The organism is Vibrio sp. 03_296 (genome assembly GCF_002265885.1).
In genome coordinates, this window is record NZ_NPKW01000160.1 from 19,746 (window position 1) to 36,344 (window position 16,599).

Here is a 16,599-nt window from a genome sequence, read left to right on the forward strand (position 1 = left end):
AATAAAAGGAGAACACTATGGATATCCATAAAATAGTCCTGAACGGCAATCACTATCGCTACGCGGCCTACCGCCATCAAGAAAGTGACCAATTTGCCGTATTCTTGCTTGGCGCTTTGCAAGACATTGAAAGCGTGCAGCAATTTTCCCTTGCGTTTGCTCGCCACTTAAATGTTTTCACCATTGAAGTCCCAGGAACCGGTCGTACCACTCCGCTGGATTCCACTATATCGATTCGCCAGCAAGCCTTGATGCTCAAAGAGTTACTCGACCATCTTGGTGTGAATCGAGCCCATGTCATGGGCTTTTCGTATGCCACCGCTGTGGCTGTGGAGCTTGTCGATATTTGGCCAAATGTGCTGAGCCTTTCTATCTGTGGCGGCGTCCCCGGCATCCCCTCTTCAGGGCGCCTCGCCACCAAACAGATGATCGCCGCCGCAATGCACAGCCCGAACCATTTTGCGCAGAGTTTTACGCATTCTCTGACCATTCAACATCCGGATATTCCACGTAACAAGGCGATTATTCGCGCCACCGAACGAGAAATATCTAAAATGCACCAAGAACGCATCGACGTATTTTTTGAAAACTCCGTCAGGCTATTAGTTCACACCCCAACTAATGTTAAAAACATCAATATCCCCTGCACAATTTGTGTGGGTGAATATGATCCCTACGTCACTAAAGAGGTCGCTTATGAATTTGCATCCGCACTTAAAAATAGCCATTTTGTGGTAATCAAAAATGCGGACCACCTTGTTCACTTACAACATCCCGAAACAGTCGCAGCTATTATGATCGCACAAGCCGCTTCGGCAATTTCCTTAAAGAGAACTCTGGCCAATTTAATCTAATTACAGTGGTTATTTTCAATTCTCAGTGATTTATAATCAACTCAAGTCACTGTGTAATTTGAGTTGGTTATTTTCACTCAGTCGATACAGATCACAGTTCTATATGTACACTTTTGATAAATGACTCAATATTTCGATAGCGCTCTTTTTCTTGGCTCCACGCAGCTTGCTCATGGCCTCGACAATCAGCATATCGCGAACGTGCTGCACTTGGCGCAGTTGATGGAACTCAGGGAACTGACGCATTTCGCTGGTAAAGTTAACGTGAGAGCTTAAGTGGAAACCGAGCTTAACTCGAAAGCCGATAGCAACGGGGAAATCACGAATTTTGTTTACATCTTCTAGAATATGATACTGATATTCCGACAACCCAAGCACTCGGGAAATGGTTTCGATCGGAATATTGTACTCCTCTCGAAAACGTTTTACGGTGATGGCAACCGAGCGGTAGTAATCAATGGCAAAGGCGTGAATATCTAAGACAGGCGGGGGTAATAAGTCATTATAGTTGGCCAATAACGAGTATTGTGATTCAAGATCCGCTCTAAAGGCGAGGAACTCTTGCCGTGTGGCTTCGTCCATTAAATTCGCCACCAACTCTAAGTAGAGGTTGAACTGATCACTGGGCAAACGGCCGATACACAGCAACGCTTCGATGGCTTTGTCGTCCATGCCACGATACTGTTCTTTCATTTTCAGGCCATAATAAAACGTCGTCATGGGGACCATCATCACCCACGTCAGTGCCGCGACGACGTGAATGGGCCGCATTGATGGGTAACTTTGCTGCATGTAGCGCTTGAGCGTGGAGCCATTGATACCGGAAAAGCGATTTTCCAGTTGTTCAAATGAGACCCCTTGAGCACGCCTAACATAGGACATCGATACGGCCATGTCGGTATCGATGCTTTTTAGTAGCATGTTCATTTTTTCGATTTCTTGATCAGAAACCGCTACGTTGACCCGCTCAGCTCCGTTTTTCATCGCTCTGTCTACAACTCATCCAACAGTCATTCACCTGACACTGTTTCTTATTGGTTTAGCCAGAGGAAGAAACAGAACAAAAGCTCTAATATCAATACGATACAACCGAATCTCGTTTAAAACGATGTTGGGCAGTTGTAACAATTTATGAATTTAGATTTGGTGAGAGACCATATCAAATGTCTGGATTCTGATCCAGTCTCTGCTGTTTTCTTCACCAATAATTTGACTTTCATCTTATTACTGAACGTCATACCAAATATTTAGGCATTAAAAATCAAAGCGTTATTACAGAAACACATAGAGAATATCAGATGGTAACTGGTGGTGTCGCAGCCATAGACTGACCACGAATCTGAACTGTATGGAAAGATAAATATACGTTTTTACTCAATAAATATTACGCAACTCTCAAAGGTTGCAATGACGAGACAGTTTGACTTTTCGTTGTTTCAAACACCACTCACGCTGCTCTCTGCTTTAACCTGACCTTGCTGAACCATCAATTAAAGCTACTGCGTGCTTCCATAGCTAGATACCTCTGAGTGTTCTCAGTAGAGCTCTTCACTGGCGCGGTCAAACAACTGAGCTATCGTTGGCGCTTGGCTCCAACACCATTGCTCGGGCAGACATATCGCTTGATGATGTTGCGTGCAATAGCGGGCCATCTCACTATCCGAATTGGCACTCATCCGCGCAAGTTCATCCAACAACTGCCATTCGCTTTCCGACGCAATAGGATGCATCGGTTGCTCTATCATCCCCCAACCGCAGTCCCAAGCCAGTAGTTCCATTGATGTCAACGCAAACAAATCGCGTACCAGATTGGCTTTCAGATAGGGCGTACCACGAAGCTGCATAATGCCACATCGCTTTGCTTCCACTTTGCCTTCTCGAACGGCCTGCCACATCTCTCCTGCCGTCAGGAAAATGCCATCGGGTAGATCGAGGGGGTCAAAGTCAAACTTCAAGACTTGCTGATGAATGCCATCTAGCTGTGGGTCAACCTTAATCCATCGTTGCTGCTGGGTATGCCAATACTCGCAAATCCAATGATCTTCCCATTTGCCTCGGCGTAGATAACAAGCAAAACCACAGCGCAACCGCGCAGGAATGCCATGATGACGCAGCAAGCTGCATAGTAGTAGTGAGAAATCCCGACAGATACCAATCACTCGTTTGGCTTCCGGTTTGTCATCTAATACCCACCCTTCAGTGCGCTTGGCTAACTCAGCGAAGATCTCTTGCGCCGTTCTCAATTGCATCTCACCAAACCGCTCGCTGAATGGCTTGGAGACGCCATATTTTTCAAGCCAGTAGGCATGAATCAGGTTATGCTGAACCAAACGAACCATTGCGGCAATATCGATTGGTATTGGATGTCCTGTATTGAGAAATTGGCCGGGGTGGGTAAAAAAGCTTTGTTGCGTGTATTTCGCCAACGGTGTTTCCATAACGTCCCTGTTACGTTTTTCTTTTAGTATATGGGACTTGTTGCGCTAACACGTGACGGTTCTTGTGGCCTCCCTCGCAGCAAAAACACCAACTATTTACAGTTCGCTTTTTAGACAAAAATTATTAAGGAGAGAGTCATGTACAGTGAGGTTCTGGCATTTTGGTTTGAACAGCTACAACCGAAAGATTGGTTTTCTGGCAGCGACGATACCGATCGCGTGGTCACTGAAAAGTTTCGCTCGCTTTTATTGCAAGCGGCTCAGTGTGAGTTAGTAGAATGGCGACAACATCCTCAAGGACGGTTGGCAGAGATCATCGTGCTCGATCAATTTTCTCGAAATATTTTCCGTGGCACGCCACAAGCCTTCGCTCAGGATCCGCTGGCGCTGGCTCTCGCTCAGGAAGCTGTAGCCCTAGGAGCCGATGGTGAACTTTCACTCCAAGAGAAAAGCTTTCTCTACATGCCATACATGCACAGTGAATCGCCGTTCATCCATCAAGAAGCGGTGCGCTTATTTGCTCAACCTGGATTGGAGCGTAACTACGATTTCGAGCTGCGTCACAAAGCCATTATTGATCAGTTCGGCCGCTACCCTCACCGCAATGCCATTTTAGGCCGCAAGAGCACACCGGAAGAGGTGGAATTTCTTAAACAGCCGGGTTCAGGATTCTAGCAACCGTTTCTAATTAAGAACGGGAACGAAAACAGAGGCACACGACGGTGCCTCTTCTTATATTGGTATCTCTAACGTCAGATCAATATTGAAGCTTTAACGTCACACCGCTGTAGTTGCTGTAGCCTTTTATCATCACGTGATAAGTGGTCCCCGGCGCCGCACTAACGGAACAACTTTCGTTGTTGCCGTAACGATAAGGGCGGCAATCCCAAGAGCTTGTGGTCGGTTTGCTGCCCGCTTTGAGATACAAATCGGCATCGCCACTGCCGCCAGAAATGGACACCACTGCCGTCGCATTACGATCGACCGTAAAGGTATAGAATACTTCCGAACCTTTATTGCCCGTTAAGTTGCTCACTGGCGTGTTGTTTTTCAACACATTACCACTTGGCGGTGTGACACCACAGCTGGCATTCACACCCACTTGGTTAAACGCATCAGCGACGTCGTTGCTGTTATAACCCATGTCTTGAGCCGCTTTAACCACACCACAGGCTCCCGCATCAAACGTACTGTTTGCCGTCCAATACAGTTGGTTGGCTAAGGTGAAAATCTCAAAACCCTTACGTACATTCCAACCACTTTTATTGGCTAACAGATAAAACGCGCGGTTATACACGCCACTGGAGTGATGCACATTGAGGCCATCATAGTATTGAGATGCGTGATCAATGGAGCGGCCATCTTTAGAGGGTTGGTCGAAATAGCGTAAACCGCCATTCGACTTGAAGATGTCGGCGCCAACGATCCAATCAACACTGCCTTTCATGTAGAACTCTGCCGCTTCACCCGCAATATCGGAGAAGGCTTCATTCATGCCTCCCGACATATTGCTGTAGATCAGACCTGAGTTTTGCTCAGTAAAACCATGGCTCACTTCATGGGCACTGACGTTAATATCCACCAGCGGATAGAAGGTAGAAGCGCCATCGCCAAACGTCATCGCAGAGCCATCCCAAAAGGCATTTTCATAATTGCTGCTGTAGTGGACACGCATCGTCAGCTTGAACGTCAGTGGTGCGGTATTCATCCAATCTTTGTACATGTCGTACACCACTTTGCCGAAGTAGTGTGCATCGTTCAGAGGCGAATACGCGCCATTGGCCGCTTTGTGATCGTTATAATTGCTGGCTCCTGGACAGTTGTAACTATACGCTGTTGAGCCCGAAGTTCGGTTTTGTAAATCGACCGTTTTCACCACGCTGTTTTCCATCGTACAAGTCGTCCCGACTTTATCGATGACAAAGCTTGGGTAATCAGTACCAAACTCATAACGACCTGTTTTGCTGTTGCCCCCAGGTCCAGTACCGTCTGCTTGCGCATGATTTAAGCCATCCCACACCTGCAATATCTCGCCACTGTTGGCGTCTATGAACATGAAGGGACGAGAAGGCTCTTCTTCCGCGACAAAGAAACTCACCAAATAGACCAATTGAGCTTTGTTGTTTGCGTCTAAGCGCACCATCAGTTGCGCGGTTTCATTCTCTGTGTTGAGCGCTTGAGCATCGGCATGCTTCGCTTGGTGGCGCTGCTTCCCAAGGGCGATGGCTTGTTGCTGATCAAGATTCACCGACACAGAAGGCAGATCGGCTGCCAAACCTTGTGCCATGATGCCATGCACATTACTCAATCCTGAGCGTCCTTCCGTCGCGACAACGGCAGTATCAAACACAGGCAGGCCCAAATAGGTTTGTTGATATCGAACTTTGGTTTTGCCATTCGGCAGTTGAATCGTTTTAACCGCCTCGAAGCCATTTTCGACTGGCGCGAGACTACGAGCTTGAACGGATAAAGCCTGTTCCAATACGGCACTATCGGAGACGGACACCATTTCTGCAGCGGTGGCTGGAAGAGAACACATGACTGCGGCAATCATAAGACCGAGACGATGACGTTGGTTGTGTTTCATTATCGATTTCCTGTTGATGTTGTATTTTATCTCTTCGGGTTCCTCCCGAAGGCTCGTAGACACTGCGAGCTCAACAACCATGGTTCAGAAAACAACCACCAGCCAACTTCACCAAAAAAATGTTTTTACGCCCTGTATAGAAACTCTGACGCAATCTTATACAAAGAATCCATCTCACTGCGATTTCGTTTCTAATTTGATTTTATAAATCAGCATGATAAACACTAGTAATAAAATTGTGCTTTTTCTTTTTTACGCAGATTTATCAATAAGATAAATGGGACTGTCATCTCAGAAATAAAGTTAAAAATTTGATTTATTAATGTTACGTGCATGTGGGAAGTAACTATGAAAATCGCCATTCTCGACGACTACCAAGATCAAGTTCGTCAGCTTGAGTGCTTTGCGGCACTCGCTCCCTTTGAGGTCACCGTGTTTCACCACACAGAAACCGATGAGGCCATCCTTGCCAGCACGCTGGCTGAATTTGATGCCTTGGTGTTAATCCGCGAGCGCACTGCCATCACCGCCTCCCTCTTAGCAAAGCTGCCAAACTTAAAACTCATTAGCCAAACAGGAAAAATCAGCAATCATCTGGATCTTCGCGCGTGCAATCATGCCAACGTTGCGGTGGCAGAAGGCGTAGGCTCGCCGATTGCTCCATCAGAGCTTTGCTGGGCACTGATCATGGCAGCAAGCCGAGAGATAGTCAGCTACGCTCAGCAACTGCAGCAAGGTAAATGGCAACAAAATCAAACGTACCGTTTAGGTCGAACGCTGCATGGTCAAACCATTGGCATTTGGGGATATGGCAAAATCGGCCAACGTATTGCGAGCTATGCCAAAGCCTTTGGTCTTCAAGTGATGGTTTGGGGCAGTGAGTCCTCACGTCGCCAAGCGCAAGAGGATGGCTTTCTCGCCGCTGACAGCAAAGAAGCGTTTTTCCAACAGTGTGATATTGTCTCGCTGCATTTGCGACTCAACGCAGCAACACACGCCATTGTCAAAGCTTCTGATTTGGCTGCGATGAAAGCGGGCAGTTTGTTTGTCAACATCAGCCGAGCCGAGTTAGTGGAAGCGGGTGCTCTGTTTCAAGAGATGCAGCGCCGCTCAGACAAGTTCGCAGCCATCGACGTCTATCATCATGAACCCGCAACAATGACGCAAGAACCTATTCTGGCCTTGCCCAACGTATTGTGCACGCCGCATATCGGCTACGTAGAACAAAACAGTTATGAGCTATACTTCCGCTATGCGTTCGACAATATTGTGGCGTTTGCTCATGGCCAAGCGCAAAATATTGTCAATCCAGAAGTGTTGTCCCCCTCTGAGTGACGTTACCACTGGTGGCCTGTTGGCTATTTGGCAGACAGAACTCGATCACCGACAAGCACAGACCAACCCTTTAGAGGAAACTCAATGATCAGTTGCAATCAATATGACTATTTAGAAATCGCTTGTCTCTACCGTATCGGGGTTTGCCTCACGTTAAAAGATGGCAGCGAGATCTCTGGCGTACCAGTCAATACTGGCTTTAATGAACATAAGCAGGAGTGCTTGGAAGTCGAGACGGGAGGAGATGCTCTGTGGGTACCGACCGACATGATTTTAACGATGCAAGCACTCACAGAAAATCCTCATTTTTCTAAGATTGAGTTTGAACAATAGCGGACATTGGTGTCTTTTTGAAATTCGCCCTCTTACGCATGAGGAGCAACAAAACTTTTTTCTAGGTCCGCCCATAGGAAAATAAAAAACCAAAGGGTTTAGAATCGCTTCTAGCCCCCTTATTTTTGCGATTTAAGCCACCTGTAAGCGCTTGTTTTTAAATAAACTATTTTTGTGGATTTTCAATAACTTAAGATGATAGCCTTGGCTCAACTAAGGAGTTGATATGAAGTACCAAGGGCAACACTTCCATCGCGAAGATTTCTCAAACCAAGATTTGCAGCAAGCCATTTTTGACCACTGCCATTTCATTGAGTGTAGCTTTGACCGAGCCGATCTCACCGACAGCCAGTTTATCCATTGTCGTTTTATCGAAGCGTCATCCATAGAAGGGTGCAGTTTCCGCTACACCAAACTGCGAGAGGCCAGTTTTAAGCACTGTATGATGGCAATGACTCAATTTACTGGCGCAGACTGTTTCGGCATTGAGTTTCGCGAATGCGATTTAAAGGGCGCCAATTTCAGCCAAGCCAACTTCTCGAATCGCATTAGTCATAAAGCCTATTTTTGCTCCGCCTACATCACTGGCTGCAACTTGAATTACAGTAATTTTGAACGCGCCATGTTAGAAAAGTGCGATCTGTTTGAAAATCGCTGGCGAGGCGCCAATCTTTCGGGCGCCAGTCTCAAAGGCTCTGATTTGTCACGTGGCGAATTTTCCCCAGAGCAATGGGGCAGCTTCATTGTTGAAGAGTGTGACTTAACCCATATCGAACTCGATGGGTTGGATGTTCGCCGCGTGTCACTGCACGGTGCAAAGATATGCGACTGGCAACAAGCGCAGCTGTTAGAGTCGTTTGGCCTGATTGTAGTACCTGGCTGATTGTGGTACCTGGCTGATTATTCTTTGACGATGAAGGAGTCACTGATGATACAAAACCTCTTCGACAACTTACCGAGCTCGTTAGCCCAAGAACAATTTGATGACTTACTCAAGCTGGATAATGTACGTATTGAACGCATTGTGTCCCACGGACATCATTCCCCAGAAACCGGCTGGTATGATCAAGAGGAACATGAGTGGGTCGTGATTTTACAAGGTGAAGGGGAGATTGAGTTTGAAGCAGGGAATATCGTGTACTTAACCAAAGGGGAGCATCTTTTTATTCCGGCCCATCAAAAACACAAAGTTCGCTGGACAACGCCCAGCGAACAAACCATTTGGTTGGCGGTGTTTTTTTCATAAAAAGACTTTTCTTATCAACGGGCTTTTTCATTAACAGGCTTTCTGATAAACGGAATGCTTCCACGAACAGCCCCCCTTTGCGAGCTTGGCTCACCCGCCACACCATTGGCAAAAGGGGGATGCGGTTAGGTACGAATATGTTTAATAACACCGTTGAGATCGTCAACATTACGTTGCAGATCGACGACAATCGGACCAAGTTGATTGATCGCCTCATTCATTTCTGACGAGAGATTTTTGATATTGGCCAAGTTACTGGAGATTTCATCACTGACCGCCAATTGCTCTTCGGTTGCTGCAGCAATTGAAGTGTTCAGTTTATGAATTTCAACCGCAGAACCTTGAATGGTACCTAAGGCCTCGTTAGCAACCCCCATATTGGATCGCGTTGACTGCATCTTATCGGCACTGCTTTGAATGGTCGACGTTGACTGTTTCGCTTTCTCTTGCAATGTCATAATGATGCTTTCAATCTCACCGGTGGAATCTTGAGTACGTTGTGCCAACGAACGCACTTCATCTGCCACCACGGCAAAGCCACGGCCTTGTTCTCCTGCCCGCGCCGCTTCTATCGCCGCATTCAGTGCCAGCAAGTTGGTTTGTTCGGCAATCGCTTTGATCACATCCAACACGTTACCCACATTGCTGGACTCTTCCGCCAATTGCTGGATGATCTGCGAGGTGTTGGTGAACTCCCCTTCAAGATCCGAGAATTCTCGCGTGGTTTTATCAAAGACCGATTTACTCGTGGAAGCCTCTTTCTCTGCGCTGCCCGCATACTGCTCAGCCATGTTGGTGCTTTGCGCCACATTCGAAAGTGCCGCTGTCATCTCTTCCATCGCGGTTGCCGCCATCTCCATCTCTTGGTTCTGCTGACCCGCCATAGAGATGTTTTTATGCGTAATGCTTTGAATCGCTTCCGAAATGTTGGAAATGGTGTCGTTCACCTGATTGATCTTATTGATGGTTTTCGCATAGCTGATCAGCACTTTGTTAATGGTGGTGCCGATAACGCCAAGTTCATTATTGCTCTTGTCATCGACACGCAAGGTCAGATCCGAATTGACGTCGACCTCTTTCAAAATATTGGCCATTTGGTCGATGGGTTTTACCACTTTGCGGTTAACCAACACATAACCGATGATCGCAATCACAAACACCACAATGAGGGACACATTACCAATCATCACCGTGGTTCTTACATCATGCGCCGCCGCTTCAAATTGACGGCTGGTTCGCGCTTCTAGCTCTTTAAAAAACTCATCAATCGGCGCCATGATTTTGGCTTTTTCTTGGTGATATTCTTTACTGTGTAAGAGTTTCGCTGCCATTGCCATATCCGGCTCAGCTCGACGAGTGTAGTTGCCAGAACTATCCGGATAGAGCCCTTTCACCGCATTCATCGCTTTGACTTCCATGTTCACCAAAGCATCGGAGTTTTGTTGGGCTTGTTTAAGAAGTTGAAACTCAGATTGGGTGAAGCCCAGATTTTCCATCATTTTCTGCAATGAGATTCTTGCACCATCGGCTTTGGGTTTTTGCCCATAGTTCAACACCAAATCCCAGTAGATGGTGTGATAGTTTTGCGGTCTCGGTTTGTCACCATTTCGAATGGCAAGGATGTCCATGTACATTTTTTCATAGGCCTCATCACCCGTCAGCACATAGGTACGTCCTAAACGTGTTAGGTCATCAGAGCTTTGGCGTAGCTCATCCGCAGCTTGGTAAGATTGATAACGGACCTGCGACATCTGATTTACTGTTTGCAGTAATCCGTTAAGCTGCAACACCGTTACCACACTGATTACGATGCCAAGGCCAATAACCCCAAACACCAGTTTCATCGTGCTATTGATATTCATACTGTTCATTCCTTGTTAATTTAACTTTGCCAACTACGTTGTTGTTATAGGGAATTAGGGAACAGCATCCCTCCTGTTATCATTAACGCTTCGCTCTTCGTCGTTGCGCTTTTTCTCCGTTTACTCAGGTTTTGGAAATGCCGTCAGCATCTCTTTAGCCTGCTCAAACTCAAAACTTTCAATGGCATTGATAAGCAGCTGCTTTTGCTCATCCGTCCACACATCGCAATCTTTGGCCTGCTTAATCACATCCACCGCCGCCACATCATATTGCTCGACGAGTTCGACCAGCCGTTTGTAGAGCTCTGCCGCTTCTCCACATTCTTGCTCACTCACATTGACATGCCGCTTTTGCCATTCCGATAATTGTGCGTGAAGTTTGTCGAGCGCGACGCCTGCTAACTCCAACTCGCCAATCACGGTTTTACTGCGATGATCGATGCTCTTTTCCATTTTTACTGCCAGCTGAGCAAGGGGAGTGACGCCAAGATTGGCCGCAGCGCCTTTGAGGGTATGAGCCATACGCGCCGCCATATCCCAATCTTCTTTTTCCACTACCTCTTTAAACATAGGCAACTCTTCCAATTGCATCTCTAAAAAACGACTTAAAATCGACAAATAACTTTCCTTATTCCCGCCAGTGTTAAAAATCGCTTCTTTTATATTAATACCGGATAAGGTGGGCAAATCGTCTTCGTCGGTAGAGGCTGGCCGATCTGGGTTGCTCTGTGAACCCGAGGTCGAACATGATGACGAGGTGTGACTCGCGGCATTGCTTGCTGACAAGTACTGAGAAAGCACTTGGTAAAGATTATGCACATTGATGGGTTTTGCGACATGGTCATTCATGCCCGCTTCATGGCAGCGCTCTACATCGCTTTGCATCGCGTTGGCCGTCATGGCGACAATCGGCAATGTCGCCCACTCAGCTCGCTCACGGATCGCTTTGGTAGCGGTAATGCCATCCATCACCGGCATTTGCATGTCCATCAAAACAAGATCAATCGGATGATGCTCGAGTGCTTCTATGGCTAACTTGCCGTTATCTGTGGTGATAATGTTGAGATTTGTACCATTAAGAAGACCAATCGCCACTTCTTGGTTCACTTCATTGTCTTCCACCAGCAACAAGGTTTGTCCATCAAACACTGGTTTCTCAAACGTCGCGGTCGTGCTGCTTCGTGTCACATGTTCAATGCCATAGCTGTCCATAATGGCATCTAGCAAATTGGACGGATTCACCGGTTTGACGATTAAAGAATCCACCAGCTTACTGCTGTTTTCATCCATGGAAATTTCGCGTCCATAGGCGGTCACCAAGAAGTTTTTCGTTTCTGCGAGTAATCGCTCTTGATGGGCCGTTTGCAACAGCTCTAACCCGTTCATGCCCGGCATATTCCAGTCAACAAACACCATATCAAAGGTGCTTTGACGGAGCTCGTCTAAGGCTTCGAAGCCATTGCTCACCGCTTTAGCATCAAATTGCATCGCGCTCAGTAGCGTCATTAAAATGTTTCGTGCGGAATCGTTATCATCGACAATTAAGGCACGTTTGCCTGCCAAGCCACTAATTGGTTTAGCAATGTCACGCATTTTCGCTTCTTGCAAACCGCAGTGAATCGTAAAGGTAAACGTCGAACCCATACCGACTGCGCTGCTGACCGACAACTGCCCGCCCATCAGTTCCACCAACTGCTTGCTGATGCTGAGCCCTAACCCTGTACCGCCAAACTCACGAGTAATGCTGGTGTCCGCTTGTGAGAAAGCGTTAAAGAGATCGGCTATTTTCTCTTTATCGATACCGATGCCGGTGTCTTTCACCGAGAAGCGAAGCGTCACATCATCACTGGATTGCGACTCCGGCATTACCGACACCAAGATCTCGCCTTTTTCGGTAAATTTCACCGCATTTCCGCACAAATTCACCAACACTTGACCAAGACGAAGTGGATCACCCACCAAGCCGACTGGCACTCTTGGGTCGATATCCAACAAGAACTCAATGCCTTTTTCCTGTGCTTTAAACGAGATGACGTTGGTCAAGTTTTCAAACACTTCATCCAAGCTGAAATCAATCGACTCGACACTCAGTTTGCCCGCCTCAATTTTGGAGAAATCGAGAATGTCATTGATGATGCCCAGTAAGTTCTTCGCGGACTCATTAATGCGTGTGAGGTACTTGCGTTGGGAAGGGTCTAATTCAGTATTGAGCGCAAGGTGCGCCATGCCTAAGATGGCGTTCATCGGGGTGCGGATTTCATGACTCATATTGGCGAGGAAATCCCCTTTCGCTCGGCTCATCGCATCTGCGGTGTCTTTCGCATCTCGCAGTTCTGATTCCATCTGCTTGCGCTCGGTGAGATCCAATAAGATCCCCACGATCCCAGAAACACGACCTTGGCTATTATTGAACGACGCTTCGCAGACCAACATATCGCGGCATCCGCCTTGGCTATCAAGCAGCGACAGCTCATAGTTCTTACTGCACTGCTCTTGGCTAAGCTCTTGATGTACTTTGGTAAAATGATGCGAGGCCTCTTGCTGACTGAACACTTCTATCGGGGTGCGTCCGACAATTTCGTGCATCGCCAAGCCCGTCAACTCACTGAATTTGGCATTGACGGTTAAATACTTGCCTTGCGCTGAAAGGCAGTACATCGGATTGGGGGTCGCGTTGAGGATTTCTTGATTGAGCTGTGACTGTTCCAGTACTTTCTGCTCCGCTTTTCTTTGCAGCTCCACATTTTGGCTCAGCTGAATACTCACAGAAAGATCATCCAGCATCTGTGATAACCATTGATACTGTAACGGAGTAAGCGTATCGATCGTACCAATTTCCAATAGCGCCACCGGCTGTTTGTTCACACACAACGGGAAATAGTAAATTTCATTCAGTTCCAGCACGCCGCCATTGACGTGCGTGGTGTATTTTCCCTGCAACGATTTCATGCTGTAGGGTTTATCGGACAGCAACACGCTCAGCTGCGTTGAGCTCTGATCGCTGATCTCACGGCTGATGCTATCGTCATAACCCGCCCCGGCAATACGAATCAGTTTGTCATCGCGGTAGATCGCAATACTGACTTGCTGCACAGGAAATTGATGAAGCAGAAACTGGGTGACTTCATGGCACAAAGACTGCGTCGATTGGCTGGTTCGCAACACGATGTTGAAATCTTTCACTAAAGTGTTTTGACTCAGCTGCTCGGAAATATGGTGGAAGACCACATTCAAACTGTCGATGAATTTTTGCAGCTCGGCATACGCGGTTTGCGTAATCGTAAAGGCGTAATCTTGCGCTTTCACTTGATTCACCACCGTACGCAGTAGCTTACTCAATGGGCTGATGTACAAACGCCACAACAGCGTGAACGAAACAACGATCGATGCGAGTAAAATGGCCACCAACACTCGGTACACATACTGGTATTGCAACTCCTGAGTGTCGGTTTGCTCTATGTTGCCTTCAATACGGAGAACGATCGCTTGATGCGCCGAGCCGATCGCTTTCATGATCTTGGCTTTTTCTTCAAAGTAGACTTTGCCGTACAGCAATGATTGCGCATAAGGCAGATCCGGTTTGCCCGTATAAAGCTCTTTACCATCGGGCTCTAACTTAAATCCCTTTACCGCTAAAAACGCTTCACGCTCCAGATTCACCAAGTTATCCGACAGCATTAAGGCACTTTTCAGCTCAAGAAACTCGGTGGCGCTGATGCCTGAATCACGTAGTCTTTGCAGTAGCGGAATGCCTGTCTCACTGGTAAACGGTGGTACATATTCGGCCGAGCTGGCAGCGAGGTCCCAATACTCGTATTCATTTCCCGCAGGCAAAGGCAATTTGCCGTCACGAATATCCAGCACCTTGTTGAACAGCGCTTCCCAGTGATCATCCCCTGTCACCACGTAAGCTCGTGCAAACTTAGTCAAATGATCTGAGCTTTGTTTGAGCTCTTGAGAAAGACGGTAAAACCGATGAAGGTCTTGCTGATAATCCCGACTTTGGGTTCGAAGCTCCGCCACCTTTTGCGTGACAGACAACATGGCAATAGAACAGATCCCCATTGCCAAAAACAGCAGCATAAATAAAGTTCTAATTGAGCGCATTCGCTGGGCCTTCTTGCAAGATAACAGTGCAATAAATCGATGCTTGTCTATAGTTACTGATAAGTTTAGTTATTGTTCAGCAAGTTGCAGGAAAACTTTTTCAGGATTGATATATGCCCATTGAAAATCTGGATGATTGCACCGTTTTGATTGTCGACGACTCCGCAGACAATCTGGCGTTTATGGCTCAAGGACTCTCCAGTCGCTACCACGTGAAAGCGGCCAAATCTGGGGAGATGGCGTTGCATATCTTAGAGCAGTTTGAGATTGATTTAGTGCTGCTCGATATCGTGATGCCCGAGCTGTCGGGTTATGACGTGATCAGAAAAATTCGAGCCAATCACAAAACTCAAGATATTCCTGTGGTCTTTTTAACGGGTAAAGATTCGCCCGAAGATGAAAAACTTGGTTTCGAGCTCGGTGCGGCTGACTATATTCACAAACCCGTTAGTATTCCTCTGCTGCGGTCGCGAGTGAGAACCCATCTGCAAAACAAACTCTCAAAAGATTTTCTACGCGATCAAAATGGCTACCTAGAGAAAGAGGTACTCAAACGTTCACACGAGCTTGACCGCATGCAAGATGCGGTGGTGTTTGCCTTAGCCAGTTTGGCGGAAACGCGCGATCCGGAAACGGGCAACCATATTTTGCGTACTCAGCATTATGTGCGTTTACTGGCGGAACAGTTGGCGTTGCTTCCCAAATACCAAACCCTTCTCACCCCCAAAATAGTGGATACCTACTTTAAAGCCGCACCGCTGCATGACATTGGCAAGGTGGGCATTGTCGACTCCATTCTACTCAAACCTGGCAAGCTCACCGCAGAAGAATTTGAAGAGATGAAATCTCACACCACGTTGGGATTATTGGCTCTAGAGAAAGCGGAGAAACTCTCCGGCGCGCAAAATGAACTCATCTCTGTGGCAAAAGAGATTGCTTATGGTCATCATGAAAAATGGGACGGTTCTGGTTACCCCAATGGCTATGCGGGAGAAAGAATACCACTCAGTGCACGACTAATGGCGATTGCCGATGTGTATGACGCGCTGCGCTGCAAACGTGTGTATAAAGACCCGATGAGCCATGAAGCGACACGCTCAATCATTCTCGAAGGCAACGGGACACATTTTGACCCCGAGGTGATCGATGCCTTTCTTGCTCAAGAAGATATGTTCATCAAAATCGCCAGCGAGTTCGCGGATGAATGATTCATCAAGCAAAATATAGATCGTTGAAATAATTGACAACACCAATGACATGACGCGCTTTTGACGTCCTGACAAATATTTTGCAGTAACTAGACAGCTCTTTACGTAGCTTGACGGATTCTTTACATAGAAATCTCTAGTATGGATTGGGTAGACAATAACACCAACCATAGAAGGTGATGACCATGAAAAAGACCATTCTGCTTGCTACCACGTTAATGCTCAGCTCGACCGCATTCGCATCTGTTGAAACTCAAATCGGCGAAACGTCTCTTCACACGGATACGTTCGCAAGCAAACAAGCGGCCTATGATGCAGGTTTAATGAAAGCACAAGAGCTGCGCGCCATGACGCCAACTGAACTGACTCACGAGCTTTCCGTATTTAGCCAACGCCCTGTTTACGATTCACTGAAAATTTCAGACATTGAAGTGAAAGTAGAAGAATTTGCGAAAGAGAGCGGCAAAGTGGCTTACCGCGCGATTGTCGATGTTGACTACCAATACCAATACCGTGAAAGCAGCAATAGCTAGGTTCTAGGTTCTAGGTTCTAGGTTCTAGGTTCTAGGTTCTAGGTTCTAGGTTCTAGGTTCTAGGTTCTAGGTTCTAGGTTCTAGGTTCTAGGTTCT

At 47.0% G+C, this 16,599-nt stretch carries 13 protein-coding genes; 8 read left to right on the plus strand and 5 right to left on the minus strand.

Annotation, left to right across the window (positions count from 1 at the left end; translation table 11 throughout):
• Positions 1-17: 17 nt before the first annotated feature.
• Positions 18-854, plus strand: coding sequence for an alpha/beta fold hydrolase (locus CIK04_RS22165; protein WP_017421462.1), 837 nt, complete (start codon positions 18-20; stop codon positions 852-854).
• A 99-nt stretch (positions 855-953) separates the two neighbouring features.
• Here the strand turns inward: CIK04_RS22165 and CIK04_RS22170 are convergent, their stop codons facing one another.
• Positions 954-1,838: a hypothetical protein gene (locus tag CIK04_RS22170; protein ID WP_097353201.1), complete on the minus strand. Its 885-nt coding sequence runs from the start codon at positions 1,836-1,838 to the stop codon at positions 954-956.
• Positions 1,839-2,389: 551 nt separating this feature from the next.
• The gene (locus tag CIK04_RS22175) at positions 2,390-3,292 is read right to left on the minus strand and encodes a transglutaminase family protein (RefSeq protein ID WP_039451243.1); all 903 of its coding nucleotides are present in this window, start codon (positions 3,290-3,292) and stop codon (positions 2,390-2,392) included.
• A gap of 138 nt (positions 3,293-3,430) precedes the next feature.
• On the opposite strand from CIK04_RS22175, the gene CIK04_RS22180 reads away from it, so the two are divergent.
• Positions 3,431-3,967 (plus strand): DUF924 family protein, encoded by a 537-nt coding sequence (locus tag CIK04_RS22180; protein ID WP_097353202.1) that lies wholly within the window; start codon positions 3,431-3,433, stop codon positions 3,965-3,967.
• Between the two features lie 82 nt (positions 3,968-4,049).
• On the opposite strand, the gene CIK04_RS22185 is transcribed toward CIK04_RS22180, so the two are convergent.
• Positions 4,050-5,879, minus strand: a complete 1,830-nt coding sequence (locus CIK04_RS22185; RefSeq protein ID WP_039536936.1) for a M4 family metallopeptidase — start codon at positions 5,877-5,879, stop codon at positions 4,050-4,052.
• 348 nt (positions 5,880-6,227) lie between these two features.
• Here CIK04_RS22185 and CIK04_RS22190 point away from each other — a divergent pair, with 348 nt between their 5' ends.
• The 4 genes from CIK04_RS22190 (at position 6,228) to CIK04_RS22205 (ending at position 8,793) form a co-directional block, all read left to right on the plus strand.
• On the plus strand, positions 6,228-7,214 hold the full coding sequence (locus CIK04_RS22190; protein WP_097353203.1) for a D-2-hydroxyacid dehydrogenase family protein: 987 nt from the start codon (positions 6,228-6,230) through the stop codon (positions 7,212-7,214).
• A gap of 84 nt (positions 7,215-7,298) precedes the next feature.
• Positions 7,299-7,547 (plus strand): Rho-binding antiterminator, encoded by a 249-nt coding sequence (locus CIK04_RS22195; protein WP_026050528.1) that lies wholly within the window; start codon positions 7,299-7,301, stop codon positions 7,545-7,547.
• A 226-nt stretch (positions 7,548-7,773) separates the two neighbouring features.
• Positions 7,774-8,430, plus strand: coding sequence for a Qnr family pentapeptide repeat protein (locus CIK04_RS22200; RefSeq protein WP_038940486.1), 657 nt, complete (start codon positions 7,774-7,776; stop codon positions 8,428-8,430).
• A 30-nt stretch (positions 8,431-8,460) separates the two neighbouring features.
• Positions 8,461-8,793: a cupin domain-containing protein gene (locus CIK04_RS22205; RefSeq protein WP_097353206.1), complete on the plus strand. Its 333-nt coding sequence runs from the start codon at positions 8,461-8,463 to the stop codon at positions 8,791-8,793.
• A 125-nt stretch (positions 8,794-8,918) separates the two neighbouring features.
• Here CIK04_RS22205 and CIK04_RS22210 read toward each other — a convergent pair whose 3' ends face one another.
• Together CIK04_RS22210 and CIK04_RS22215 are read right to left on the minus strand one after the other, a co-directional pair.
• Positions 8,919-10,655, minus strand: coding sequence for a methyl-accepting chemotaxis protein (locus tag CIK04_RS22210; protein WP_086017380.1), 1,737 nt, complete (start codon positions 10,653-10,655; stop codon positions 8,919-8,921).
• A 120-nt stretch (positions 10,656-10,775) separates the two neighbouring features.
• Complete coding sequence (locus CIK04_RS22215) at positions 10,776-14,762, minus strand: response regulator (protein WP_097353204.1); 3,987 nt, start codon at positions 14,760-14,762, stop codon at positions 10,776-10,778.
• A gap of 113 nt (positions 14,763-14,875) precedes the next feature.
• Here CIK04_RS22215 and CIK04_RS22220 point away from each other — a divergent pair, with 113 nt between their 5' ends.
• Together CIK04_RS22220 and CIK04_RS22225 are read left to right on the plus strand one after the other, a co-directional pair.
• Complete coding sequence (locus tag CIK04_RS22220) at positions 14,876-15,970, plus strand: HD-GYP domain-containing protein (RefSeq protein WP_097353205.1); 1,095 nt, start codon at positions 14,876-14,878, stop codon at positions 15,968-15,970.
• 185 nt (positions 15,971-16,155) lie between these two features.
• Positions 16,156-16,503: a DUF3316 domain-containing protein gene (locus CIK04_RS22225; protein WP_038940490.1), complete on the plus strand. Its 348-nt coding sequence runs from the start codon at positions 16,156-16,158 to the stop codon at positions 16,501-16,503.
• Positions 16,504-16,599 lie beyond the last annotated feature (96 nt).